This is a genomic window from Nocardia sp. NPDC059229 (assembly GCF_042754165.1).
Classification (GTDB): domain Bacteria; phylum Actinomycetota; class Actinomycetes; order Mycobacteriales; family Mycobacteriaceae; genus Nocardia.
This window is the reverse complement of record NZ_JBHZAK010000023.1, coordinates 108183-130964: the sequence shown is the minus strand read 5'-3', so window position 1 is coordinate 130964 and position 22782 is coordinate 108183. Positions and strand designations below refer to the sequence as shown.

Here is a 22782-nt window from a genome sequence, read left to right as displayed (position 1 = left end):
GCCTGGCCTACATGACCGACGAAGCGGTCGAGGGCCGCGACGCCTTCCTCGAAAAGCGCGAACCGGACTGGAAGCCCTACCCCTGGTACTTCTGAACCCGGACCGCAGCAAACCGCAAGCTGTCATGCTGCACTCATGGAGATACTGAGCAGTCGGGTAATCCTGCGGCCCCGCGACTACGAGCGGACGGTCGAGTTCTATCGCGATGCGCTGGAGCTGGCCATTGCCCGCGAGTATCCGGGTGGGACGGTGTTCTTCGCGGGGCAGTCGCTGATCGAGGTGGCCGGGCACGGGCGCGCGGACGATGCTCCGAGCGGGTTCGCCGGAGCCATCTGGCTACAGGTGCGCGACTGTGACGACGCCGCCGCGGAACTCGCGCTGCGCGGGGTCATCATCGACCGCGCGCCCGAGCGCGAACCGTGGGGTCTGATCGAGATGTGGATCCGCGATCCCGAGGGGACGCCGCTGGTGCTCGTCGAGGTACCGGCGAATCACCCGCTCCGGCGCGACACCCGGGGCGACTGAGCGCGGCGGACCGCCCCTTAGCACGGCGGTAACTGTGAAATACGTCCGGGGGCACCGGTTAACGGAGCGTAAAGAGCATGACGCAAACTGATCGGTGTGTCTGCCGAACTGCTCGTTCTGCTGATCGTTGTTTGCACAGCCTTGGCATTCGACTTCACAAACGGATTTCACGACACCGCGAACGCGATGGCCACGTCCATCGCCACCGGTGCCCTCGCCCCGCGTACCGCCGTACTCCTGTCCGGAGCACTGAATCTGGTCGGTGCGTTCCTCAGCGTCGCCGTCGCCGCCACGGTCGCCGAGGGCATCGTCGACCTGTCGGAGGTGAGCGGCCGTGCCCTGCTGGACATCGTCTTCGCCGGACTGGTCGGCGGCATCCTCTGGAATCTGTTCACCTGGTTGTTGGGTTTGCCGTCGAGTTCCTCGCACGCGCTGTTCGGTGGTCTCATCGGCTCGACCATCGCGGCGCTGGGCCTGCACGGGGTGATCTGGACGGCGGGCAGCAAGGGTGTGCTCGCCAAGATCATCATCCCGGCCCTGCTCTCCCCGATCGTGGCGGCGCTGGTGGCCTCCATCGCCTCCTGGGTGGTGTACCGGATCACCCGGGACAGCAACGAGAGGACCGTGACCCGCGGCTTCCGCTGGGGACAGATCGGCACCGCCTCCCTGGTCTCGCTGGCGCACGGCACCAATGACGCACAGAAGACCATGGGCATCATCTTCCTGGCGCTCATCGCGCACGGCTCGGCCAAGGCCAGCGATCCGCTGCCGCTGTGGGTCATCGTGTCCTGCGCCATCGCCATGGCCGCCGGCACCTGCCTCGGCGGCTGGCGCATCATCCGCACCCTGGGCAAGGGCCTGGTCGACATCGTGCCGCCGCAGGGCTTCGCCGCCGAATCCACCAGTGCGGCGATCATTCTCACCTCGGCCCACTTCGGCCTGCCGCTGTCCACCACCCAGGTGGTGACCGGATCCATCCTCGGTTCCGGCATCGGGCGTCCGGGCGCGGAGGTGCGCTGGGGCGTGCTCGGCCGCATGGTGGTGGCCTGGGCGCTGACCCTGCCGCTGGCCGGCGTGGCGGGCGCGATCTGCTGGGCCATCCTGCACGGCGTCGGCGGCACGGCCGGCGTGCTGGTGGTGCTGGCGCTGCTGATCGCCATGGCCGCGTTCATCTGGTTCCGGTCCAAGCGTGCGGTGGTCAACTCGCACAACGTCACCGAGGAGTGGGGTGGCGCGGCGGACCCGGCCACCTCGAACGGTCGCAGTGCCGACTCCGCTGCTCCCCGGAGTGCCGGCCCCGCCGCTCCCCGCAATGACGACACCGTCGGAATCGGCTAGGAGACCGCGATGCACACCCTGCTGCACAACCTCTCCGACCTGTGGCGAGTCATGCTGGCCGCCTTGATCTTCGGGGCCGGGCTGCCGACCGTGTTCGCCGTCGGCATCCGCTTCCGCTCCCAGGTCGACGACGGTGCGACCGGAGCCACCCGGACCGCCGCGCTGGCCGCGTCCCTGCTCTGCTTCGCGGTGGTCATGATCGCGGTGGTCGCCGGTGTGCTCTTCATCGCACGCGGTTTCCTGGCCTCCCGACTCGGAATTCACCTGCTCGGCGCGTGACGCCGCCTCATCGAAAGGCACGCTCGTGAGCACCCCCGAACAAACGAACCAGGCCGCCGCCGACCCGGCCCGTACCCCGCCGCCGCGCCAGAACGTGCTGCAGAAGGTGCTGGACTGGCTGAAAGCCGGATACCCGCAGGGCATTCCGCAGTCCGACTATGTGGCGCTGCTCGCGGTGCTGCACCGGCGGCTCACCGACTACGAGGTGCACCTGGTGGTGGAGCAGCTGATCCGCGAGCGGGTGGCCGCCGCCGATATCGAGCGCGCCGACATCGAGGCGGCGATCGCCCGAGTTGCCAAGGAGCAGCCCGGCGAGGACGATATCGCTCGGGTGGCCTCCAGGCTCGCAGCCGGTGGATGGCCGCCGGCGACACCGACGTCCGACTGACCGCACGAGACCCTGCAGCATCGACATCCGGCCGCCGACCCCGGCGAGCGCCGCCACCCCACGGAATGACACGATCGCGAACGTGAGCAATACCCTCCGAATCCTCCCCATGCCCACCGGCGCAGCGGTGGGCGATGTATTGCCGCATCTGCGAGAAGCCTTGGAGGGCAACGGCCCGGCCTGGCTTCCGGTTCCCACCGCCGACCGCCGCGAGACCCAGCGCCTGAGCGGCAGCCTGCGCCCCGGCGAGGAGATCGACGACGACGTGGCCCTGGTGGTCACCACCTCCGGCACCACCGGAAATCCCAAGGGCGCCATGCTCACCGCGGCCAATCTGCGAGCCAGCGGCGACGCCACCCACGAGCGCCTGGGCGGGCCCGGACAGTGGCTGCTGGCCCTGCCGACCCATCACATCGCGGGTATCCAGGTGCTGCTGCGCAGCATCCTGGCCGGGACCGAGCCCACTGTGCTGGACGTCTCCGGCGGCTTCCTGCCCGAGGCCCTGGTCGGCGCGATCGCGAGCATGCGCGGACCGCGCCGCTACACCTCGCTGGTCCCCACCCAGCTGATCAAGGCCCTCGACGAGCCGGCCGCAACCGCGGCGCTGGCCGGCCTGGACGGCGTGCTGGTCGGCGGCGCGGCCACCCCGAAGCCGGTGCTGGACCGGGCCCGCGCGGCGGGCATCAAGGTGTTCCGCACCTACGGCATGAGCGAGACCTGCGGCGGCTGCGTGTACGAGGGAGTACCGCTGACGGGCACCCGGGTACGCATCGAGGACGGGCGGGTGCTGCTCGGCGGCGAGACCATCGCCAAGGGCTACCGCAATATCCCCGACCACCCCGCCTTCGCCGAACCCGGCTGGTTCCGGACCGAGGACGCCGGTCACCTCGACAATGGCGTGCTGACCATCACCGGCCGCCTCGACGAGGCCATCGTGACCGGTGGCCTGCTGGTCATTCCCCAGGTCGTCGAGGCCGTCCTCATCACCCACCCGGCGGTCTCGGAGTGCGTGGTGCTGGGCCTGCCCGACGACCGCCTCGGCCAGCGCGTGGCCACCGCCATCGTTCCCGCCCCGGGCGCCACCGCGCCGAGCCTCGACGAACTGCGCGACCACGTGGTCGCTGAACTCGATGCCATCGCCGCCCCGCGCGAACTGGCCGTGCTGGACGAACTTCCGCTGCGGGGCCCGGGCAAACCCGACCGCGCCAAACTGCGACAGCTGCTGCTGGCGGATTCCACGCACTGAACGCAGCGGCCCAGTCCGGTCCGCTTGCACCACGCTGATGGCCACTTGCGCCGAAGTGTGATGGCCGCTTGCGCAGAGGTGCTCACCTCTTGCGCGGAGCACGCAATCGCCGTGCAAGGGGGGTGCAAGGCAAGCCCCGCAGGGTGTAGTCATGACTTCTTACACACCTGCTGAGACTCTCGCCATCGAGGCGGACGGCTTGGTCAAGGTCTTCGGGGAGCAGCGGGCCGTCGACGGCGTGAGTCTCGCGGTGCCGCGGGGGGCCGTCTACGGCGTGCTGGGACCCAACGGGGCCGGCAAGACCACGACCATCCGCATGCTCGCGACCCTGCTCCGCCCGGACGGCGGCAGCGCCCGCATCTTCGGCCGCGACGTGGTCGCCGAACCCACGGCGGTGCGGTCGCTGATCGGCGTCACCGGCCAGTACGCGTCCGTCGACGAAAAGCTCACGGCCACCGAGAATCTGGTGATCTTCTCGCGGCTGCTGGGCCTGTCGAAGACCGAATCGCGGCGCAAGTCGGCCGAGCTGCTCGAGGAATTCGGGCTGACCGAGGCCGCCGACAAGGCGCTGGAGAACTTCTCCGGCGGCATGCGGCGCCGCCTGGACCTGGCCGCCAGCCTGATCGCGCGGCCGCCGCTGCTGTTCCTGGACGAGCCGACCACCGGCCTGGACCCGCGCACCCGCGCCCAGATGTGGGACACCATCCGGCGGCTGGTGAGCGAGGGCTCGACCGTGCTGCTCACCACCCAGTACCTGGACGAGGCCGACCAGCTGGCCGACCGGATCGCGGTCATCGACCACGGCAAGGTCATCGCCGACGGCACCTCCGATGAACTCAAGTCCTCGGTCGGGCTGTCCGCGCTGCAGCTGACGCTGACCGACCGCGACCGCATCGAAGCGGCCCGGATCGTGGTCGGCGAGGTCCTCTCCCGCGCGGCGGGCCGGATCGTCGAGGCCACCATCAGCCCGGAGGCCGGCCGCATCACCGCGCCCCTGCCCGACCCCAGCATCACCACCGACATCCTGATCCGGTTGCGCGAGAACGACATCCGGATCGACGAGATCAATGTCGCCAAGCCGAGCCTGGACGAAGTGTTCTTCGCACTCACCGGGCACGCCGCCGAGGACGACACCGACGACACCGAACGGAGCGCGGCATGACCACGACTCTCTCCGCCCCCACCGGGCGGCACGCGGCCACGGTCGCACCGATTCCCGAAGTGAGCAACCACATTCCGTTCCGGCAGACCGTGGCGAACTCGTTCACCATGGCCTACCGCGGACTGCTGAAGATCAAGCACAATCCCGAACAGCTCTTCGACGTCACCGTCCAGCCCATCCTGTTCACGGCGCTGTTCGCCGGGATCTTCGGCGGGGCCATGGCGGGCAGCGTGAGCGCCTACCTGCCGACGCTGATTCCCGGCCTGCTGGTGCAGACCGTGGTGCTGACCTCGGTGGTCACCGGCACCCAGCTGCGCGAGGACATGGACAAGGGCGTCTTCGATCGCTTCAAATCCCTTCCCATCGCCCGCATTTCGGCGCTGTCGGGGGCACTGCTGGCGGACATGGTCCGCTACGGCCTGGCCACGGTGCTGACGGTGGTCATGGGCATGATCCTCGGCTACCGCCCGCACGGCGGGTTCGTGGCCGTGGTGGTCGCCGGTCTGCTGGTGGTGTTCTGCTCCTTCGCGATCAGCTGGATCTGGGCGCTGATCGGCATCACCGGTAAGAGCGCGCCCGCGGTGCAGGGCATCTCGATGATGATCATGTTCCCGCTGACCTTCATGTCCGGCGCGTTCGCCCAGGTGTCCACCATGCCGGGCTGGCTGCAGGGCCTCAACAAGGCCAACCCCATCTACTACATGGTCAATGCGGCCCGAGAGCTGATGAACAGCAATGTCTACAGCTCGAACGTGGCGTACTCGATCATCGGCTCCATCGTCGTGATCGCGATCTTCGCCCCGCTCGCGGTGAAGGCGTACATGCGCCGCGCCTGACGCGGCCACTCGCCCCGCGGTTGGGACGCCCGTCCACCGGTCACCGGTGGGCGGGCGTTTCGCGTTGAGTGCCGCCGATCGCCCTCAGATGAACCATGATCCGCTCGGCGGCCGCGCGACGCCCCAGTCCCGCAACGGAATTCAGCGCGGCCGTGATCCGCTCCGCCCCCACCGCGGCGCGGTGCAGGTCCAGGTGCCGCTGCCACTGCATCGACGGATAGTCCTGGCGGCCGAACACCTTCGGCGTCAGGAGGATCAGGTCCAGACCGCGCTCGACGTGCTGCCCGGTGGCGAGCAGATAGGTGCCGATCGCGCAGCTCATCGAGCCGATCTGCGGCAGATCCCAGAACTGGCCGCCGACCACGCGGACCGCGACATCGGCGAGTTCCACCGCGGTCCGGTGCACCTGCTCGACGCGGCCGGACAGCACGTGGGCATCGATGACGGCGGATACGAAGATCAGGGTCGCCGGTCCCGGCATTCCGACATTGTGCGGCCAGTCCATCAGCGCGGGCACCTGCCGGAAGCGACGCAGCCCGGTATCGATATCCCCTTCGGCGAGTTCGATTTCCGCCAGTGCGGCCGCGACGGCGGCGACCCGGTGGTTGGGCTTGGTCACCGGTGCGTCGAGGGGCAGATCGCCGACCACCCCCAGGGCCGGTTCGAGGGCCAGCCGGGCCATCGCGGGCTGCCCGGTGCCCGCCAGCGAGATGGCCAGCAGGCCGCGGACCTCCACGGCTTCGTCCCAGGCCCGCAGTTCCTCGAGCAGGTCGACGGCCCGCCGGTAATACCCGACCGCCTCGGCGTAGCGCGCCGACTGACCGTGCATGCTGCCGAGGTGCTGCGTGGTCATGGCGGTGCCCCAGGTGTCCCGGTCGCCGCCGATGCGCATAGCGAGTTCGGCGTCCTTGATCGAGCGGTACGCCATGCCGTTGTTCTCGCACAGGTTCGCCCGCAGCAGCAGGGCCGAGAGCCGGATCTGTTCATCCGGCGACCGCACGCCCGCGCTCAATCTCCGGGCCAGCTGGGTGGTGTTGCGGGACCGGGTGACCAGTTCGCCGAGATACCAGGCGACCGGGCTCATCGGCGCGCCCGACGCCAGAATGCGCCGGATCGTGATCCGCACCCGCCCCACCGCACGCAGGTCGGAGGCGCCGAACATGAGGTGCATGCCGAGCATCAACTGGCCGTGGATATAGAGGTCGGTCTCCGCCGCGACTGTCGGAAAGGTCGTGGGCGGCAACGCGATGACACGCGGCGACCAGCTGATCAGTTCGGCGTGCGCGCCGCGCAACACCCAGAGTCCGGCCAGGGTCGGGAACACCGTGTGCACGGTCTCGGGATCGTGCCGCTCCAGCGCGTAGCGCAGCACTGCGATCAGGTTGTCCATGTCCGCGCTCAGGGCCAGCACCGCCGACACCTGTTCGGTGGTGTCGTACCGCTGTGCGGTGTCGACCGCGAATTCCCTGGCCCACTTCGACATTCGGTCCATGACCAGGCCGGCCTCGCCGGTGGAGGCCAGCTGCTCCTCACCGAACTCGCGGACGGTCTCCAGCATCCGATAGCGGGTGCCGCCCTCCTCGTCCTCCAGCACCGTCAGCAGCGACTGGCTCACCAGACCGTCGACGGCCATGGCGGGATCATCGATCTCCGGCCCGGCCAGCAGACATTCGGCGGCGGCCAGCGTGAATCCGGCGGGAAATCGGCACAGTCGGCGCAGCGCCACCCGCTGTGGCTCGTCGAGCAGGTTCCAGCTCCACTCGATCACCGCGTGCAAGGTGCGATGCCGCTGCGGAGAACTGCGATCTCCGCTGCGCAGCAGGGCGAATCGATGGTCGAGGCGGGATTCGATCTCCTCGACGCTCATGGTGCGCACCCGCGCCGCCGCCAGTTCGATGGCCAGCGGGAGTCCGTCGAGGTTGCGGCAGAGCCTGGCCACCACCTCCGGATCCAGCCGCACCGACGGGCGCACCGCGCGGGCCCGCGCCTCGAACAGGTCGGTGGCGGGTGACCCGGCGGCGTCGATGGTCAACGGCGGCAACGGATACACCGCCTCGGCCGTGATCTCCAGCGGTGCGCGGCTGGTGGTGAGCACGGTCAGCTGATCGCTCACCCCCACCAGATCGGCGACCACCTCGGCCACCGGTTCGATGAGGTGTTCGCAGTTGTCGAGGATCAGCAGTACCGGGCGCGCCCCGAGGGCCTCCCGCAGTTTCTGCCGGATATCACGGCCCCGCACCTGCCGCAGCACGTTCGTCTCCCACACGACATCGGCCACGCCGAGGGTGGTCGCGATGGCGACCTCGATCTCGTCGCGGGTTTCGGCCGCACCGTCGGATTCCGAACGCAGCGAGGCCAATTCCACCAGCATCACCGCGGTCTCGGGCGCTATCCGCGCTCCCAGTTCGTTGGCGATCCGGGTCTTCCCGGTCCCGCCCGGACCGAGCACGGTGACCACCCGCGAGGACCGCAGGATCTCCTCCAGCGCTGCCAGATCGGCCTCCCGGCCCAGCAGTGGATTCGGCGCGGCACGCAGTCCGATCGCGTTCTCGCCCGCCAGTTCTCGCGCCTCGGCCGCCCGGGCGGATCCCGCAGCACGGCCCGCCGTGCGCGTGTGACCGGACGAACGGCCATCGATCGACGCCACCTGTCCGATCGCCGCGGAACCGTCACTGCCGAAGCCAATCCCACCGGCCACGCCGGGCACCACGGACAGTCTGTGCTCGGCGGCGCCGGCGGGCCCATCGGGCCGGACGCCGCCGTCGGCCGAGGGCGCGAATGCGGCGGGCCGGACCACCCCGGATTCGGGCGCTGTCGCCGAATATCCGTGCGCGCCGGCAGCACTGCCGATCGGCGCCACCGACTGCCCGGGCAGCGGTTCACCGCGCAGGATCGTGGTATTCAGGGCGACCAGCGCCGGGCCCGGGTCGGCGCCGAGCTGGTCGACCAGCCGGGTGCGCAGGGTGGCGAAGACGTCGAGGGCCTCGGTGGTGCGGCCCGCCGCGGCGAGCAGGCGCATGAGGGTGCCGTGGGCGGGCTCGTCCAGCGGGTCGGCGACCACGGCCTGCTGGGCCAGTTCGATGGCGGCGGGCAGGTCACCGACGGCTTCGCGGGCGGTCAGCTCCAGCGCGTCCAGCGCGCGGCGGCGGGTGGCCGCCAGGGTGGCGAGTTCCTCGGCGACGGGACCGGGCGGCAGGTCGGCGGCGGGTTCGCCGCGCCAGAGCGCGCGGGCCGCGGCCACCAGGTCCAGGCAGGCGAGGCCGTCGCCGACGGAATGGGCTTGGCGGGCTTGCCTTTCCAGCTGCTGGGCCAGCGACAGATCGACCTGCTCGGGTGCCAGGACCAGACGGTATCCGGCGGGACCGATTTCGAGCGCGCCCTCGGGCAGCGCCGAGCGCAGTCGCGAGACTTGGGTGTGCAGCGCATTCATGGGCGCGCGCGGCGGGTCCTCACCCCAGACGTCGTCGATGAGCGCCTGCGCGCTGCGACTGCGGCCGGGGTGCACGGCCAGTGCCGCCACCAGCAGCCGGGCCCGCGCGCCGGGTACGGCGGTCAGCGCACCGTCGCGGCGGAGTGCGACCTCGCCCAGCAGGGCCACCAGGGTCGAGTCGCCCACGTTCGCCACCCGCGCGCTACCCGTGCTGCTCGAACTGCCGTTGTGCGAATTCATTCCTTGCCAATCGTAGGTGAGCGGGCGGGCGGTCGCCGGATGCGCACGGCCGGTGCCGGGCCGTCGCACGGGACCCGTGCTTACCCGACGCGCCGGGCCCGGCTCAACCGGTTTATCGACGGCGCGGCCCATTCGGCGTCGGCAGCGCTTACCCTCATGCCATGGCCGAATTCGACATTCACCGGGAAGCGGTCATCGAGGCCGATCCCGCACAGGTCCAGGCACTCGTCGACGACTTCCACCAGTGGCGCAAGTGGTCGCCCTGGGAGGACACCGATCCCGAGATGGAGCGCGTCTACAGCGGGGCCGATCGCGGCATCGGCGCGCGCTATTTCTGGAGCGGCAACCGCAAGGCCGGCCGCGGTGATATGGAGATCACCTCCGCCACCTCCGACGCCATCGGCATCAAGCTGCACTTCGAGAAGCCGTTCAAGGCGACCAACCAGGTCACCTTCGAATTCCGCCCGCAGGGCGACACCACCGCGGTGACCTGGCGCATGACCGGCACGCAGAACGGCCCGATGGCCATCATCGGCAAACTGTTCCCGATGGATCGCCTGGTCGGCAAGGACTTCGAGAAGGGGCTGGCCCAGCTCAAGGCCGCGGCCGAAAGCTGACCGGGGCCGGCGCCTGCATCCCCGGACACTCGGGCGGGCGCGGCCACCGACTCTCGCACTAGGCTGCCAAGCATGGCTACAGCAGCACAGTGGATCGAGGGCGCTCGGCCGCGCACCCTCCCGAATGCCATCGCCCCGGTTCTGGCGGGCACGGGGGCGGCCGCCTCGATCGACGGGTTCGTGTGGTGGAAAGCGATACTGTGCCTGCTGCTTTCGGTGGCGCTGATCATCGGCGTCAACTACGCCAACGACTACTCCGACGGCATTCGCGGCACCGATGACGAGCGGGTCGGCCCGCTGCGGCTGGTCGGTTCCAAGCTGGCGGCCCCGGCCGCGGTGCGCAATGCCGCCATCGCCTGCCTCGCGATCGGCGCGGTCATCGGCCTGGTGCTGGTGATCACCAGCGCCTGGTGGCTGCTGCTGGTGGGCGCGGCCTGCCTGGCGGGGGCGTGGTTCTACACCGGCGGCCGGAACCCGTACGGCTACAGCGGTTTCGGTGAGATCGCGGTGTTCGTGTTCTTCGGCCTGGTGGCGGTGCTGGGCACCGAGTTCGTGCAGGCCGGGCAGGTGGACTGGGCGGGCCTGGTGTGCGCGGTGTCCGTCGGCGCGTTCTCCAGCGCGGTGCTGGTCACCAACAACCTGCGCGACATTCCCACCGATACCGAATCGGGCAAGCTCACCCTGGCGGTGCGGCTGGGCGACGCACACACCCGCACCCTGCACCTGGTGCTGATCCTGATCCCGTTCCTCGCGCTCGCACTGCTGGTCTGGCGCAGCCCGTGGACCCTCGCCGCGCTGATCGCGCTGCCGCTGGCCATCCGCGCCCACGAGCCGGTGCGGACCGGCAAGAACGGTCCGGGATTGATTCCCGCCCTTGCCGGTACCGGTCAGGCGATGCTGGTCTGGTCGGCCGTGGTGGCCGTGGCGCTGGCCGTCGTCTGATCGACGGCCGGCCGGTCTCAGTCCTCGTCCGGGACCAGGACGCCGAGCACCCAGTTCACCAGCGAGATGATGATGCCGCCGAGCACGGCGGCCCAGAAGCCGTCCACGCGCAGGCCGTAATCCGTGGTGCCGGTGATCTTCGCGGTCAGCCACAGCATGAGCGCGTTGATCACCAGCAGGAACAGGCCCAGCGAGACCACGATGAAGGGGAACGAGAGCACCTTCACGATCGGTTTCACCAGCGCGTTCACCAGGGCGAACACCACCGTGATGGCCGCGATCACCAGGATCTTGCTCTGGGTGGTGTCCTCGGGGGTCTTGATCTCGATGCCGTTCACCCAGGCGGCGGCCAGCCAGATGGCCACCCCGTTGATCAGCAGACGTATCAGTAGCGTCATGCCCCGATCGTAGGGCGAGATCAACTCGCGGGCCGGACATCCGGGTAGGGCGGTCGCCCCGCGGGCCGGATCAGGCCGCGCGGTCGAGATAGCCGGACACCGCATCACGCAGGACGCGCATCGCCTCGTCGTCGCCGAGCAGGCGGCGGGTGACGTCATTGGGCGCGCGCAGCACGGCCAGCATCATGTGCCCGGCCTCGATGCGATTGTCCTTGCGCGACACCGCTTCACGCAGTGACAGCTCGATGACCTTCTTGGAGTCCTTGGTGAAGGGAATGTGGCCGCGCGGGCCGCCTTCCGCGCCCCAGTACTTGCCCCAGCGCGATTGCTCGGCGGGCACGGCCGCCTGGTCGAGGGCGTTCTCGCCGAAGGTGGCCTCCAGGCTCTCGCGCACGGCGTCGAGGTCGATGCCGATGGAACGCAGGGCGGCCGCGTCCTCCGCACCGAGCGGCTCGCCGGTCCGCTTGCGGGCCACCGCGTCTCGCACGCCTTCGGCGGTGAGACCGTGTGCCGCAAGGATTTCCCGCAGACCATGGTCGGGGCTGACGAGCAGACCCAGCAGCATGTGCTCGACCTCGATGGTCGACGAGCACAGGTCGCGGGCCTCCTCCTGGGCCATGACGACCGCGTGTCTGGCTGCCTTGTCGAATCGTTCGAACATCAGCGGATACCGCCCTTCCGGTTGTACTTCTGGTGGACCGCCTGCCGGCTGACCTCGAGCGCGTCCGCGATGGCCTGCCAGGACCAGCCCTGCTTGCGGGCATTGCCGACCTGAATGGCCTCGAGCCGCTCGAGCAACCGACGCAGTGCCAGCACCGCGCGGAGCCCGACCTGGGGGTCGGGGCTGCCGGCGGCGGCCGCCAGAGTCGTTGCTTCACTCATGAGTGTCAATTTACGTTGACACTCGCGGCGCGTCAACGAAAATTGACACAATCGGAAAGGTGTTCGCCGACAGCAGTGCGTAGTCGCACAACAGGCCGAAAGCCGCAGGCTCCCAGGCATTGACGACCCCACCCCGCACTTCTGATTTGTTGTTGCTTCAAACTATTGGAGCTGAACGGAAGGCCGCACCGCCCACACCCCGGGGACCGTGCGGGTATCCGTCGGCAACCGCGCGTGTACCTGACGGCCATACAAGTAAGGTCTGCCCAAGTAATGGATGGAGTTCCCACGTTCGGCGAATACATTCGCCAGCGCCGCACCACCGCGAATCTCACGCGTCCCCAACTGGCCTGGCTGGCCAACCTCTCGGTCCCCTACCTGACCAAGATCGAGGGCGGGGCCACTCCGTCCCGGCGGGTCATCGAATCCCTCTGCACCGCACTGAAACTGCCGCCGGCCGAATTCGAGTATGCGCTGGTGCTGGCCGAGGGGCCGCTGCCGCGCCTCGCGGCCGACCACCCCACCCCCACAGACCAGGAGTACCTGGAACTGCTCAACCCCGCCATCGGCGCGTACATCACCGAGCTCTGGGACATCGTCGCGGCCAATGCCGCACACCAGGAGTACTTTCCGGAACTCGTCCCCGGGATGAACTACCTGGAATGGCTGATCTTCAATCCGATCTCGCGCACCGTCATGGTGAACTGGGATACCGAAGCGCGAATGGCAGCCGGTCGGTTTCGTATGCAGCTGGCCCGCAGCGACGATGACGAGCGCGGCCGCCAGATCCTCGAGAAGTGCCTCACCGATGCGGACTTCGCACTGCTGTGGCGCTCCGACACGATCGCCGTCGAGCGCACCGATCTCACCAAGCTGGTGCGCGAGCCGCGCACGCTGGCCATCACCGAGCTGCGCATCAATATGTGGCGCACCCAATCGAGCCTGCAATCGTGGCTCCTGGTGCTCGGCACCACGGTCGATCGACCGACCGCGGTGACCCGTCCGGTGGTCCGGCAACGCCCCGAAACGTCAAGGCCTATTAACGCCCCTGGAGGCCCTGCTACCCCGTCGAGACGCGCGAAAAACGCTGCGCCCGCTAACGATCCGAACCCAACCAAGCCACTTCGGCAAATAAGTAGCAATCTTTCCGATGGGTGATCAACCGATATCAGCCGACCCGTCGTGCCGTGCGAAAACTATCCCGACCAAGTACCGGTGGCGATGAATTCGGTCAGCACCGCGGTGGGCTCGGTCAAGCTCAGCCCCTGGTCGGCAACCCATTCGTCATTGAAATAGGTTCCGGCATAACGGTCTCCGCCATCACAGAGCAGTGTCACCACACTGCCGGTACGGTTCGCGGCGATCATGTCGGCAATCAGGGCAAAGGCCCCCCACAGATTCGTGCCCGTGGACCCGCCCACGCGCCGGCCCAGCACCGCGCTCGCGTGCCTGGCGGTCGCCACCGAGGCCGCGTCGGGCACCTCGATCATGCAGTCCACCACGCTGGGCACGAACGACGGCTCCACCCGCGGCCGCCCGATGCCCTCGATCCGGGACGGCATTCCGGTCTGATAGTCCAGGTCGTCGACCTCGTAGCCGCCGTAGAAGGCCGAGTTCTCCGGATCCACCACGGCCAGCCGGGTCGCGTGCCGCTTGTAGCGCAGGTAGCGGCCGATGGTCGCGCTGGTCCCGCCGGTCCCCGCGCCCACCACGACCCACTCCGGCACCGGGTGCGCCTCCAGAGTCATCTGCTGGAAGATGGATTCGGCGATGTTGTTGTTACCTCGCCAGTCGGTGGCCCGCTCTGCATTGGTGAACTGGTCCATATAGTGGCCGCCGGTCTCGTCCGCCAGACGCGCTGCCTCCGTATAGATATCGGGTGCGCGTTCGACCAGATGACAGCGACCGCCCTGGGCCTCGATGAGCGCCAGCTTCTCCGGCGAGGTCCTGGCCGGGACCACGGCCACGAAGTCCAGGCCCAGCATCCTGGCGAAATACGCCTCGCTGATGGCCGTCGACCCCGAGGAGGCCTCCACCACGGTGGTGCCCTCGGTCACCCAGCCGTTGCAGATGGCGTACAGGAACAGCGATCTCGCCAGGCGGTGTTTGAGACTGCCGGTCGGATGGGTGGATTCGTCCTTCAGATAGAGCTGGACGCCCCACTCCGGCGGCAGGGGATAGCGCAGCAGATGGGTGTCCGCGCTGCGCTGGGTGTCGGCGTCGATGAGCCGGACCGCGTTGTCGACCCAGTCCCTGGGTGCGCTGCGATCGCAGCGTTTCACTGCTCGTCCTTGCCCTGCAGTCTCGACATCAGCTGGTCACGGTCCCGGCGGCGCTTGGCGTCCACCGCCGCGATGTCCTTGTTGACCTGGGTACGCAGCTTCTTGAACAGCAGCAGCGACAGCGGCATCGCGATGAGCAGCCCGAACAGCAGGGCCACGATGAGGGGGATGGCCACTTTCACCACGGCGGCGACGCCCATGATGATCGCGGTGATGACGGCGACCAGCCCGAGCCGGGCCACCGTGTAGATAGCCAAACTGCGTGCCAGGCGGCGGCCCGCACCTTCGGGCCGGGTTGCATCACTCACGCAGAACAGCGTAGGTGACGGGCGTTCGGGCGCTGCCGCGGCCCTCGCCCGGCCGGAAAATTAATCCGACCAGCCCGTATGTCGCTGGTAGTTCGCTGTATTAGCGCCAAAAGTGACCGTAAACACATAACGGATATCCGTTTTGTCTATTACTTCCCCTTTACCAAAGCGAGACCGTTCGAACACCCAGGGGGTCCAGTGCAACGATGTCGCTACTGATGAGGGATCTGTCGAAACGGAAAGGTTTGCGAATGACTGCGTTCACCGCGGCGAGCCGCGCATTGGGTTCCGTCAACGGCCAGGACACTCTGCTCACCCCAGGCCAGGTCGCTGCCCTGTTCCACGTCGATCCGAAGACCGTGACCCGCTGGGCTCACGCAGGTCGGCTCGGCTCCCTGCGGACTCCGGGCGGCCACCGCCGGTTCCGCGAATCAGAAGTTCTGCAACTCCTGCGGTCCCTCACCACCGAGGCCACCCGCGTGTAACACCTATTTCCCGCTTCAGGTGCCGCGGGTACGCACTCGGATTACCCTCGTTGTCAGGAGGTGAGCGACGTGACGTACCTGTTGGCACTCATCGCGGTAGTGGCCATCGCGATGCTGTGCTGGAAGGCTTTCGGACCCCAGCGATCGGCCGGCACCGGCCCAGCACCCACTCGGCGCAACCGCGTTATCGGTCCCGAAGATGATCCGGATTTCCTCGCCAAGCTCTCCCGGGAGCATCGTGACGGCGAATCCACCTGAAAGACCGAGGCTCGCCAACCAGATAGCCATATAGACAGATGTGACCGTCCCCCGCGGATCCGCACCAGCGGACACACGGGGGACGCGTCGCTTCACGCGAAGGCCACCTCGGGGATGGTGGCCATGAGCTCCTCCCATTCGGGATACATCTCGACCTTGCGCAGATGCAGCGCCTTGATCTTCTCGGACAGCTCCGGGTCCGGATCATCCGAAATATCCGGGCCGATCACCAGTTTCGCGAAATGCGGCGCGATCTCCGGATCCCCGGCCAGGTGCACCGGGTCGTGCAGATACCGCTCCAACGCGGCCAGATCCTCGATACCCACGCAGTAGGCATGCGTGAGGCCCTCGGCCGGATCCCCCAGGCTCTGCCCGACCGTCGCGAAACTCACCGACTCCACCGACGCGGTGCGGCGCATGGCCGCGAGCACCTCGGCCCGCTGCTGCTCGGTGGACTCGTCGCGGAATCGGAACCTCAGGACGTGAACGATCATGCCAACTCCTTCATTTGAACTAGCTGGTTCAATATTTCGAACCAGCTGATTCAGTAGACAGGATTGAACCCATGAGTTCAATAGGGCGAACACATCGGTAAGATGGCTAGGTGACCACAGCCAAGGCGAGCCGCGGCCGCATCGACAAGCGGCAGGCCATCCTCACGGCGGCCCTGACGGTGTTCGCGCGACGCGGCTACGCCCAGTCCTGTGTGCAGGAGATCGCCGACGCGGCATCCGTCGCCAAACCGACGGTCTACAACCACCTCACCGACAAGGAAACCCTGTTCCGCGCGGCGATGTCGGCGGCCGCGGACGCGGTCGGCGAGCAGGCCCTGGGCGCGCTCGAACCGCTGCGCGAGCCCGGCGACGATCTGGCCGCCGCCTTCGGCGAGACCGCCGCGCTACTGCTGCAGGCCTGCTCGGACGAGCGCGCGCTCGCCCTGCACCGGCTCACCTACGCCCAGGCAGGCGACTTCCCCGATCTGGTCGATACCGTCCTGGACCGCACCACGATTCGGCTCCGCGACGCGCTCGCCGACCGGCTGGCCCGGCTCGCGCTGGCCGGGCGGCTGCGCCACAGCGACCCGGCGGTCGCCGCCGAGCAGTTCCTGGCGCTGCTGAGCGGTCCGCTGGAAGCGCGCTCGCGCCAGGGCAATCGGGCCGTCGCCGCGGCCGAACTCCGGGACGTCGCCGACGCGGCCGTGGACACGTTCCTGCGCGCCTACCGCCCCTGAGCGCCCGGCGCGAAGCGGTGGCGGACGAGATCCGTTGCGGCGCGCGCCATTCGATCGAAGGGCTCGATCTCGCCCGCGGCGCGGCAGAGCACGTGCGCGCCCTGCAGCAGGGTGAGCAGGGTGGTCGCCAGGTCCGCGGCGGTGGCCGGGTCCGCGCCGGCGGCGGTCAGGCGCTCGGCGAGAGTGGTTGTCCAGGAATCGAATGCGGTGGCGGCCACGGTGCGCAGGTCGCCGCTGTCGGGGTCCACGGTGACGGCGGCGACGGCGCAGCCCGCACCGTCGGCCGAGGCGGCCACCACCGGGCGGACCAGAGCGAGGAAGGACTCGACGAGAGTCACCGGGTCGGGGGCCGGTAGCGCGGCCAGACGCTCGCGCACCTGATCGCCGTTGCGGGCGGCGGCCGTCGCCACCAGTTCGGCCTTGCCGCCGGGGAAGTGGTGGTAGATCGCGCCGCGCGCGGCGCCGCTGGCGTCCAGGACCGCGGTGAAGGACATGCCCGCGACACCCTTCTTCTGCAGCGCGTCGATGGCCGCGTCGATCATCCGATCCCGCGTGGTCGCCGCCATTGTTCCTCCCACCATTGACTAGTACGGCCATCCTAGTACACACTCGACTCGCTAGTACGTACGTACTAGCCTCGAGAACGGAGAGCCCAGTGCCCATCACCGTCACCGCACCGCGCGGCGTCCTCACCGCCCGCGGCGAACGCGAGATCCTGCCCGCCCTCACCGCGGCCCTGGCCGAGGTCAGCGGCGGCGCGGGCAATGACTTCTTCACCGGAATCATCGGCGGCAGCGTGCACCTGCTGCCGCCGGAGGACATCTACGCGGGCGGGGAGAACCGGCCGATCGTCATGGTCGAACTCAAGCTGCCCAATATCGGCCTGCCCGACCCGGACGCCCGCGCGGCCTTCATCACCGCGGCCACCGACATCGTCGCGGGACTCACCACCGCGGACCATCGGCGCGAGGACATCTGGGTCAATATCCTCAATGCCCTCGACGGCGCCTGGGGCATCGGCGGCCGCGCCTACACCGGCGAGGCGCTGATCGCGGCGGTCACCGCGGCCGCCAACTGACGACGGTCCGGGTGGGCGCGCAGCACGCGCCCACCCGGACCGTCCGGAACCCGATCCCCGTCAGTGACTGACGGCGTCCTCTTCCGCCTTGCGCCTGAGGTTTTCGGCGACCTCCGCCTGCCACGCCTCATTGGCCTTGGTGGTGTCGACCTCGAACTCGAAGCGCTGCACCGACTTCGGGTCGATGTCGGCGACGTCCACGTAGAACTGCTCGTACCAGCGGCGCAGCTGGTAGACCGGCCCGTCCTCCTCGGTCAGCAGTGGATTCTCGATCTTGGACTTGTGCTTCCAGATCTCGACGTCCTGCAGGAAGCCCTCACCGATGCCGACGGTCATCTTCTTCGCGATCCGATCGGCCGAGGCATCGTCGATGCCCTGCGGCTTGCGCACCGACATGCCGTACTGCAGCACGAACGCGTCCTGCGAGATCGGGTAGTGGCAGTTGATCAGCACGGTCTCGAGCTCGAACCCGCTGTAGCTGTTGACGAGCGGATTGACCATGTAGGACGGCCCGAAGTACGAGGCCACCGACTTCAGCGTCGAGTTGCCGCCGTACTGCGTGGCCATACCCTTGTCCGGGCGCGCCGTGGAGTCCAGGAACTGGGTGGCGACGTGGCCCTCGAAGACGTTCTTGAAGAACGTCGGATACGCGTAGTGGATGTAGAAGAAGTGGGCCATGTCCACGACGTTGTCGATGATCTCGCGGCAGTTGGAGCCCTCGATCACCATGGACTCCCAGGTCCACTCGGTCCAGCCGTCGGCGAGCCCCTCGGTGCCCCTGCCCACGGCATCGGTGTACGGGCCCTCGATGTAGGGGATCGTCACCTCGTCCGGCGGCGGGTTGCCCTCGTGGTCGTGCCACACGAAGAGCTGGTCGTTGCGCTCCAAGGTGATCCACGACCGGGTCCGCGCCAGCGGCGGCACCCGCCGCGCGTACGGAATCCCGGTGCACTTCCCATTGCCGCCCCAGCGCCAGTCGTGGAACGGGCAGGCGATGGAATCACCTTTGATCTCACCCATGCTGAGGTCGCCGCCCAGGTGCCGGCAGTAGGAGTCGAGCACGTGCAGCTCACCCTTGCTGTCGGCGAAGACCACCAGCTTGGTCCCGAATGCGGCGATCTGATGCGGCTTCCCGTCCCGGAACGACTTCGCGAGCCCGAGGCAATGCCATCCGCGTGCGTACCGCGTGGGCGCCTCGCCCACGTCGATCTCCCGCACTTTCCGAACCCGACCCTGCGGCGCCACTGCCATGACGAGCCCCTTCACTAAAACTAGAACGTGTTCTAATCACGGTCGCTTAACACGGTACAGCCCCTGAGCACCGATCGGAAGTTCCCGGGAAAAGAAGAAGGCCCCGGCACTGAAACGTGCCGGGACCTTCCGAAACCCATTGGGCCAGTTCAGGAAGCCTGTCGGGTCAGTTCAGACCCGCATACGAGTGCAGACCGCTGACCACGATATTGATGATGAAGAGGTTGAAGAGCATGGCCACGAAACCGGCGATGTTGATCCAGGCGGCCTTGGTGTCGCGCCAGCCGGAGGTGGCACGGGCGTGCAGGTAGGCGGCGTAGAGGACCCAGGCGATGAAGGAGCAGGTCTCCTTGGGGTCCCAGCCCCAGAAGCGGCCCCAGGCGGCCTCGGCCCAGATCGCGCCGAGGATGACGCCGGCGCCGAAGATCGGGAAGCCGATGATGGTGGTGCGGTAGGCGAGCCGGTCCAGCAGCTGGGCGTCGGGGAGGCGGCGGGCCAGCTGGCCGAAGATGGTGTCGGACTCCGCGCCTGCGGGCTGCCAGAGGCGGAACAGGAACAGCAGGCTCGCGACACCGGAGACCAGGAAGACGCCCGAGCCGATCGACACCACGGTGACGTGCACCGGCAGCCAGTAGGACTTGAGGGCCGGGACCACGGGGGCCGCGTCCACGTGCAGCTTGGTGCCCGCCAGGAACAGCAGGATCAGCACCGGCACCAGCAGGAACGACCACATGCCGCGATAGCGCTGGTCGCGCAGCAGGATCAGGCCGAGCAGCACGGCCGCGCCGGTGGCCATCGAGATGAACTCGAACATATTGCCCAGCGGGAAGCGGTGGGTCGCGAAGCCGCGCAGCACGATCGAGACCAGGTGCACACCGAAGCCCACGAACAGCACCGCGAAGGCCATATTGCCCAGGCGCTCCGAGAAGGGGCGCTCGACCCCGCGCGGCTGCACCTTGCCGGGCACATTGGCGGGCGGCTCGTCGACGATGCCGGAACCGCCTCCGGCCGTGACCAGCTGGCGGGCGGCGGCCGTCGGCACCGTGCGGGTGAGGGCGAACTGCCAGACCAGCATGATCCAGACCAGCGCGTAGATCACGATGGCCGACTTGAACGCGAGATCGCTGTAGGAGGCTATGTTCTCGTCGATCGGCATTACTTCTCTCCCGTCAGCAGCCGCTCACGCAGGCGGTCGAACTCGCCGCCCCACCCGGCCTGGTCGGTGCGGGCCAATCCGCCCATTTCTACTACGGTACGTCGTACCCCGTCGGTTTCGGTATCCGGGTACACCCGCAACCAGATGCGACGGCGCTTCACCAGCAGCGACACCAGCAGGCCCGCCATCATGGTCAGCGCCGACACCAGTACCCACTGCTGCGCCGGATCGTGCGAAACCTGCAGGTTCACAAACTCTTCCGCGCCGTCGAAGGCGACCTTGGTGCCGTCGGACAGGGTCGCGGACTCACCCGGCTTCAGGTTCACCCGCTGTTCCTTCACCAGGCGGCCCTGCTTGATCATCTCCGGGTCCAGCGCGAACAGCGACTGCGCGCGGCCGGTGTCCAGGCCGGTATCACCCTGGTAGATGTCGATCGCCACCGCGGGATCCTTCATGGCCGGATACATGGAGGTCAGCAGCTGCCCGTGCATGAGCGCGGTCGGCGCGAACAGGCCCTGGATCGCGACCTGATGCTTACGGCGCTCCTCCTCGTTCGGATACATGCCGCCCGGCGGATCGATGCGCAGTACACCCGAGGACAGGAAGGTGGTGGCGTCGTCCGGCTTCCACTGGATGGCCTCGGTGCGGGTCTGGCCGTTCGGGAAGGTCACCGTGAACTTGGGCGCGAAACCGTGGCCCTGCAGGTAGACCCGGTCGCCGGCGACGCGCAGCGGATGGTTCACCTGGATGGTGGTGTCCCGCCAGGTGTCGGAGTTCAGATCCTTACCGGTCTGGTACTGGATGTTCGAGGTGAACATGGACGCCTGGCCGTTCTGCAGGTAGTCGGCCCGGAAGTCCTTGACCCGCACACACATCGGCGTCAGGCCGGTGCCGTCGTTCACATTGCCCGCGCGGAACGAGTCGAACACCGCGGGCGAGGTGGTGCAGAAACCCGGGCCGTCATTGGCGAGCACGACCACATTGCCCTCGTAGCCGAACAGCTTGCCGACCGCGATCGCCGCCAGCAGACCCACCAGCGCCAGGTGGAAGACCAGATTCCCGAGCTCGCGGGTGTAACCCTTCTCCGCCGAGAGGGTCAGTTCCCCTGCGCGATCGCCCGGCTGCACGACGGTGCGCCAGCCACGCATCTGACCGCGAGCCCGCTCGATCACCTGCTCCGGGGTGGCCGCGTCGGTCCCCGACCAGTGATGCGGCAGGCGGGACAGATTGCGCGGCGCCTTGACCGGCGGCGTCCGCAGCGCACGGTAGTGATCCACACAGCGCGGCAGGATGCAGCCCACCAGCGAAATGAACAGCAGCACATACACGGCCGTGAACCAGAAGCTGGAGAACACGTCGAACAGCTGCAGCCGGTCCATCCACGGGCCCAGGGTCGGCCGATTGCGGATGTAGTCGTCGACCTTGCCCGCGTTCAGACTGCGCTGCGGCAGCAGCGCGCCCGGGATCGCGGCCAGGGCCAGCAGGAACAGCAGCATCAGCGCGGTGCGCATGCTGGTCAGTCCGCGCCAGGTATTGCGCAGGACGCCGAGTACGCGCCGCAGCGGCGACTGACGCGGCGGACGGACGGGGGCACTGGGGGTTTCGATGGTGGCAGTCATGTCAGATCGGCAGGGTCACATTCGAGACGAAGGCGTCGCGGACCCAGGAGACGAACTGGTCCCACGCCCCGGTCACCAGGGCGATGCCGACGGCCACCAACAGCAGACCGCCTATCACCTGAATGGTGCGGGAATTACGGCGCAACCAGCCGACGCCGCGCAACGCGGTCGCCGAGCCGAAGGCCAGGATCACGAAGGGCAGGCCCAGGCCCAGGCAGTAGGCCACGATGAGGGCCACGCCGCGGACCGCGGTGGTGCCCTCGGTGCCCGCCGACACCGCCATCACGCCCGACAGCGTCGGACCCAGGCACGGTGTCCAGCCGAGCGCGAAGACCGCGCCCAGCAGCGGAGCCCCGATGAGGCCGCTGAGCCGGCGCGGCTCCATGCGGGTGTCGCGCTGCAACGCCGGAATGAGACCGATGAACGCCAGGCCCATCACGATGGTCACCACGCCGCCGATGCGCTGCAGCAGATCACGATTGACGTTCAGCACCTGGATCGCGCCGAACACGGTCGCCGAGGCCAGCACGAACACCACGGTGAAGCCCGCCACGAACAGGCCCGCCGCACCCGCCACCCGCAGGCGCGCGGAATTGCGGCCCGCCACGGCGGTTCTGGTGGTCTCGGCCGATTCCACCGTCACCGGCGGGGCCTCCGCGCCCACCACACCGGCCAGGTACGACAGGTAGCCGGGCACCAGCGGCACCACGCACGGCGAGGCGAACGACACCAGACCGGCCAGCATGCACGCGCCCAGCGCCAGCAGCAGCGGTCCGGTGGCGGCGGTCTGCTGGAACGAATCCCCCACGCTCGCCAGGTAGGTCACGTGGT

The 22782-nt window shown here is 68.5% G+C and carries 26 protein-coding genes and 1 pseudogene; 15 read left to right on the top strand and 12 right to left on the bottom strand.

The window, feature by feature from the left end:
• The 8 genes and pseudogenes from ACFXHE_RS36810 to ACFXHE_RS36775 all read left to right on the top strand — a co-directional run.
• Window positions 1-95 (top strand): annotated as a pseudogene (locus tag ACFXHE_RS36810) (1,4-dihydroxy-2-naphthoyl-CoA synthase); the annotation flags it as partial.
• Window positions 96-135: 40 nt separating this feature from the next.
• Window positions 136-525: a VOC family protein gene (locus ACFXHE_RS36805; RefSeq protein WP_354851412.1), complete on the top strand. Its 390-nt coding sequence runs from the start codon at window positions 136-138 to the stop codon at window positions 523-525.
• Between the two features lie 96 nt (window positions 526-621).
• On the top strand, window positions 622-1863 hold the full coding sequence (locus ACFXHE_RS36800) for an anion permease (RefSeq protein WP_379389262.1): 1242 nt from the start codon (window positions 622-624) through the stop codon (window positions 1861-1863).
• A 9-nt stretch (window positions 1864-1872) separates the two neighbouring features.
• Window positions 1873-2142, top strand: a complete 270-nt coding sequence (locus ACFXHE_RS36795) for a hypothetical protein (RefSeq protein ID WP_379389261.1) — start codon at window positions 1873-1875, stop codon at window positions 2140-2142.
• Window positions 2143-2167: 25 nt separating this feature from the next.
• Window positions 2168-2530: a DUF3349 domain-containing protein gene (locus ACFXHE_RS36790; RefSeq protein WP_379389260.1), complete on the top strand. Its 363-nt coding sequence runs from the start codon at window positions 2168-2170 to the stop codon at window positions 2528-2530.
• 109 nt (window positions 2531-2639) lie between these two features.
• Complete coding sequence (gene menE, locus ACFXHE_RS36785; RefSeq protein WP_379389274.1) at window positions 2640-3776, top strand: o-succinylbenzoate--CoA ligase; 1137 nt, start codon at window positions 2640-2642, stop codon at window positions 3774-3776.
• Window positions 3777-3927: 151 nt separating this feature from the next.
• Window positions 3928-4938 (top strand): ATP-binding cassette domain-containing protein, encoded by a 1011-nt coding sequence (locus ACFXHE_RS36780; RefSeq protein ID WP_379389259.1) that lies wholly within the window; start codon window positions 3928-3930, stop codon window positions 4936-4938.
• On the top strand, window positions 4935-5774 hold the full coding sequence (locus ACFXHE_RS36775; protein WP_379389258.1) for an ABC transporter permease: 840 nt from the start codon (window positions 4935-4937) through the stop codon (window positions 5772-5774). Before ACFXHE_RS36780 ends, ACFXHE_RS36775 begins: the two co-directional genes overlap by 4 nt.
• Before the next feature lie 40 nt (window positions 5775-5814).
• On the opposite strand, the gene ACFXHE_RS36770 is transcribed toward ACFXHE_RS36775, so the two are convergent.
• Window positions 5815-9444: a BTAD domain-containing putative transcriptional regulator gene (locus ACFXHE_RS36770; RefSeq protein ID WP_379389257.1), complete on the bottom strand. Its 3630-nt coding sequence runs from the start codon at window positions 9442-9444 to the stop codon at window positions 5815-5817.
• A gap of 161 nt (window positions 9445-9605) precedes the next feature.
• On the opposite strand from ACFXHE_RS36770, the gene ACFXHE_RS36765 reads away from it, so the two are divergent.
• Both ACFXHE_RS36765 and ACFXHE_RS36760 read left to right on the top strand, forming a co-directional pair.
• Window positions 9606-10061: an SRPBCC family protein gene (locus ACFXHE_RS36765; RefSeq protein WP_379389256.1), complete on the top strand. Its 456-nt coding sequence runs from the start codon at window positions 9606-9608 to the stop codon at window positions 10059-10061.
• Between the two features lie 72 nt (window positions 10062-10133).
• On the top strand, window positions 10134-11003 hold the full coding sequence (locus ACFXHE_RS36760; protein WP_379389255.1) for a 1,4-dihydroxy-2-naphthoate polyprenyltransferase: 870 nt from the start codon (window positions 10134-10136) through the stop codon (window positions 11001-11003).
• A 17-nt stretch (window positions 11004-11020) separates the two neighbouring features.
• On the opposite strand, the gene ACFXHE_RS36755 is transcribed toward ACFXHE_RS36760, so the two are convergent.
• The 3 genes from ACFXHE_RS36755 to ACFXHE_RS36745 all read right to left on the bottom strand — a co-directional run bounded on the left by ACFXHE_RS36755 (window position 11021) and on the right by ACFXHE_RS36745 (window position 12283).
• Window positions 11021-11401: a phage holin family protein gene (locus ACFXHE_RS36755; RefSeq protein WP_379389254.1), complete on the bottom strand. Its 381-nt coding sequence runs from the start codon at window positions 11399-11401 to the stop codon at window positions 11021-11023.
• Window positions 11402-11471: 70 nt separating this feature from the next.
• The gene (locus tag ACFXHE_RS36750) at window positions 11472-12062 is read right to left on the bottom strand and encodes a Clp protease N-terminal domain-containing protein (protein ID WP_379389253.1); all 591 of its coding nucleotides are present in this window, start codon (window positions 12060-12062) and stop codon (window positions 11472-11474) included.
• A complete protein-coding gene (locus tag ACFXHE_RS36745; RefSeq protein WP_040813561.1) occupies window positions 12062-12283 on the bottom strand; it encodes a hypothetical protein in 222 nt (73 codons plus the stop codon). Before ACFXHE_RS36745 ends, ACFXHE_RS36750 begins: the two co-directional genes overlap by 1 nt.
• 273 nt (window positions 12284-12556) lie before the next feature.
• Between ACFXHE_RS36745 and ACFXHE_RS36740 the strand changes: the two genes are divergently transcribed.
• The gene (locus tag ACFXHE_RS36740; RefSeq protein WP_379389252.1) at window positions 12557-13441 is read left to right on the top strand and encodes a helix-turn-helix domain-containing protein; all 885 of its coding nucleotides are present in this window, start codon (window positions 12557-12559) and stop codon (window positions 13439-13441) included.
• Window positions 13442-13479: 38 nt separating this feature from the next.
• On the opposite strand, the gene ACFXHE_RS36735 is transcribed toward ACFXHE_RS36740, so the two are convergent.
• Complete coding sequence (locus tag ACFXHE_RS36735) at window positions 13480-14565, bottom strand: PLP-dependent cysteine synthase family protein (RefSeq protein ID WP_379389251.1); 1086 nt, start codon at window positions 14563-14565, stop codon at window positions 13480-13482.
• Window positions 14562-14873 carry a DUF4229 domain-containing protein gene (locus tag ACFXHE_RS36730; protein ID WP_354851448.1) on the bottom strand — a complete coding sequence of 104 codons (312 nt, stop codon included), beginning with the start codon at window positions 14871-14873 and terminating at the stop codon, window positions 14562-14564. The genes ACFXHE_RS36735 and ACFXHE_RS36730 overlap by 4 nt, the downstream gene beginning before the upstream one ends.
• A gap of 251 nt (window positions 14874-15124) precedes the next feature.
• Between ACFXHE_RS36730 and ACFXHE_RS36725 the strand changes: the two genes are divergently transcribed.
• Both ACFXHE_RS36725 and ACFXHE_RS36720 read left to right on the top strand, forming a co-directional pair.
• Window positions 15125-15358 (top strand): BldC family transcriptional regulator, encoded by a 234-nt coding sequence (locus ACFXHE_RS36725; protein WP_051152909.1) that lies wholly within the window; start codon window positions 15125-15127, stop codon window positions 15356-15358.
• Between the two features lie 69 nt (window positions 15359-15427).
• Complete coding sequence (locus tag ACFXHE_RS36720) at window positions 15428-15616, top strand: hypothetical protein (protein ID WP_040862127.1); 189 nt, start codon at window positions 15428-15430, stop codon at window positions 15614-15616.
• 92 nt (window positions 15617-15708) lie between these two features.
• On the opposite strand, the gene ACFXHE_RS36715 is transcribed toward ACFXHE_RS36720, so the two are convergent.
• Entirely contained in the window at window positions 15709-16110 is a 402-nt protein-coding gene (locus ACFXHE_RS36715) for a Dabb family protein (RefSeq protein ID WP_364620116.1), read from the bottom strand.
• A gap of 110 nt (window positions 16111-16220) precedes the next feature.
• Here ACFXHE_RS36715 and ACFXHE_RS36710 point away from each other — a divergent pair, with 110 nt between their 5' ends.
• A complete protein-coding gene (locus tag ACFXHE_RS36710) occupies window positions 16221-16847 on the top strand; it encodes a TetR/AcrR family transcriptional regulator (protein ID WP_379389250.1) in 627 nt (208 codons plus the stop codon).
• Here ACFXHE_RS36710 and ACFXHE_RS36705 read toward each other — a convergent pair.
• Entirely contained in the window at window positions 16835-17413 is a 579-nt protein-coding gene (locus tag ACFXHE_RS36705) for a TetR/AcrR family transcriptional regulator (protein WP_379389249.1), read from the bottom strand. The two genes, ACFXHE_RS36710 and ACFXHE_RS36705, sit on opposite strands and share 13 nt — an antisense overlap.
• A gap of 89 nt (window positions 17414-17502) precedes the next feature.
• Here ACFXHE_RS36705 and ACFXHE_RS36700 point away from each other — a divergent pair, with 89 nt between their 5' ends.
• On the top strand, window positions 17503-17925 hold the full coding sequence (locus ACFXHE_RS36700) for a hypothetical protein (RefSeq protein WP_379389248.1): 423 nt from the start codon (window positions 17503-17505) through the stop codon (window positions 17923-17925).
• Window positions 17926-17985: 60 nt separating this feature from the next.
• On the opposite strand, the gene ACFXHE_RS36695 is transcribed toward ACFXHE_RS36700, so the two are convergent.
• The 4 genes from ACFXHE_RS36695 to ACFXHE_RS36680 all read right to left on the bottom strand — a co-directional run bounded on the left by ACFXHE_RS36695 (window position 17986) and on the right by ACFXHE_RS36680 (window position 22777).
• A complete protein-coding gene (locus tag ACFXHE_RS36695; protein WP_379389247.1) occupies window positions 17986-19176 on the bottom strand; it encodes a Rieske 2Fe-2S domain-containing protein in 1191 nt (396 codons plus the stop codon).
• A gap of 166 nt (window positions 19177-19342) precedes the next feature.
• Window positions 19343-20332, bottom strand: a complete 990-nt coding sequence (ccsB, locus tag ACFXHE_RS36690) for a c-type cytochrome biogenesis protein CcsB (RefSeq protein WP_379389246.1) — start codon at window positions 20330-20332, stop codon at window positions 19343-19345.
• On the bottom strand, window positions 20332-21951 hold the full coding sequence (locus tag ACFXHE_RS36685; RefSeq protein WP_379389245.1) for a cytochrome c biogenesis protein ResB: 1620 nt from the start codon (window positions 21949-21951) through the stop codon (window positions 20332-20334). The genes ccsB and ACFXHE_RS36685 overlap by 1 nt, the downstream gene beginning before the upstream one ends.
• 1 nt (window position 21952) lies before the next feature.
• The gene (locus ACFXHE_RS36680; RefSeq protein ID WP_379389273.1) at window positions 21953-22777 is read right to left on the bottom strand and encodes a cytochrome c biogenesis CcdA family protein; all 825 of its coding nucleotides are present in this window, start codon (window positions 22775-22777) and stop codon (window positions 21953-21955) included.
• Window positions 22778-22782 lie beyond the last annotated feature (5 nt).

Excerpts from the sequence above, each read along its gene's own strand:
- ACFXHE_RS36805 (WP_354851412.1), top strand. The coding sequence starts at position 136 with ATGGAGATACTGAGCAGTCGGGTAATCCTGCGGCCCCGCGACTACGAG.
- ACFXHE_RS36795 (WP_379389261.1), top strand. The coding sequence starts at position 1,873 with ATGCACACCCTGCTGCACAACCTCTCCGACCTGTGGCGAGTCATGCTG.
- menE (WP_379389274.1), top strand. The coding sequence starts at position 2,640 with ATGCCCACCGGCGCAGCGGTGGGCGATGTATTGCCGCATCTGCGAGAA.
- ACFXHE_RS36780 (WP_379389259.1), top strand. The coding sequence starts at position 3,928 with ATGACTTCTTACACACCTGCTGAGACTCTCGCCATCGAGGCGGACGGC.
- ACFXHE_RS36775 (WP_379389258.1), top strand. The coding sequence starts at position 4,935 with ATGACCACGACTCTCTCCGCCCCCACCGGGCGGCACGCGGCCACGGTC.
- ACFXHE_RS36770 (WP_379389257.1), bottom strand. The coding sequence starts at position 9,444 with ATGAATTCGCACAACGGCAGTTCGAGCAGCACGGGTAGCGCGCGGGTG.
- ACFXHE_RS36765 (WP_379389256.1), top strand. The coding sequence starts at position 9,606 with ATGGCCGAATTCGACATTCACCGGGAAGCGGTCATCGAGGCCGATCCC.
- ACFXHE_RS36760 (WP_379389255.1), top strand. The coding sequence starts at position 10,134 with ATGGCTACAGCAGCACAGTGGATCGAGGGCGCTCGGCCGCGCACCCTC.
- ACFXHE_RS36755 (WP_379389254.1), bottom strand. The coding sequence starts at position 11,401 with ATGACGCTACTGATACGTCTGCTGATCAACGGGGTGGCCATCTGGCTG.
- ACFXHE_RS36750 (WP_379389253.1), bottom strand. The coding sequence starts at position 12,062 with ATGTTCGAACGATTCGACAAGGCAGCCAGACACGCGGTCGTCATGGCC.
- ACFXHE_RS36745 (WP_040813561.1), bottom strand. The coding sequence starts at position 12,283 with ATGAGTGAAGCAACGACTCTGGCGGCCGCCGCCGGCAGCCCCGACCCC.
- ACFXHE_RS36740 (WP_379389252.1), top strand. The coding sequence starts at position 12,557 with ATGGATGGAGTTCCCACGTTCGGCGAATACATTCGCCAGCGCCGCACC.
- ACFXHE_RS36725 (WP_051152909.1), top strand. The coding sequence starts at position 15,125 with ATGACTGCGTTCACCGCGGCGAGCCGCGCATTGGGTTCCGTCAACGGC.
- ACFXHE_RS36715 (WP_364620116.1), bottom strand. The coding sequence starts at position 16,110 with ATGATCGTTCACGTCCTGAGGTTCCGATTCCGCGACGAGTCCACCGAG.
- ACFXHE_RS36705 (WP_379389249.1), bottom strand. The coding sequence starts at position 17,413 with ATGGCGGCGACCACGCGGGATCGGATGATCGACGCGGCCATCGACGCG.
- ACFXHE_RS36695 (WP_379389247.1), bottom strand. The coding sequence starts at position 19,176 with ATGGCAGTGGCGCCGCAGGGTCGGGTTCGGAAAGTGCGGGAGATCGAC.
- ccsB (WP_379389246.1), bottom strand. The coding sequence starts at position 20,332 with ATGCCGATCGACGAGAACATAGCCTCCTACAGCGATCTCGCGTTCAAG.
- ACFXHE_RS36685 (WP_379389245.1), bottom strand. The coding sequence starts at position 21,951 with ATGACTGCCACCATCGAAACCCCCAGTGCCCCCGTCCGTCCGCCGCGT.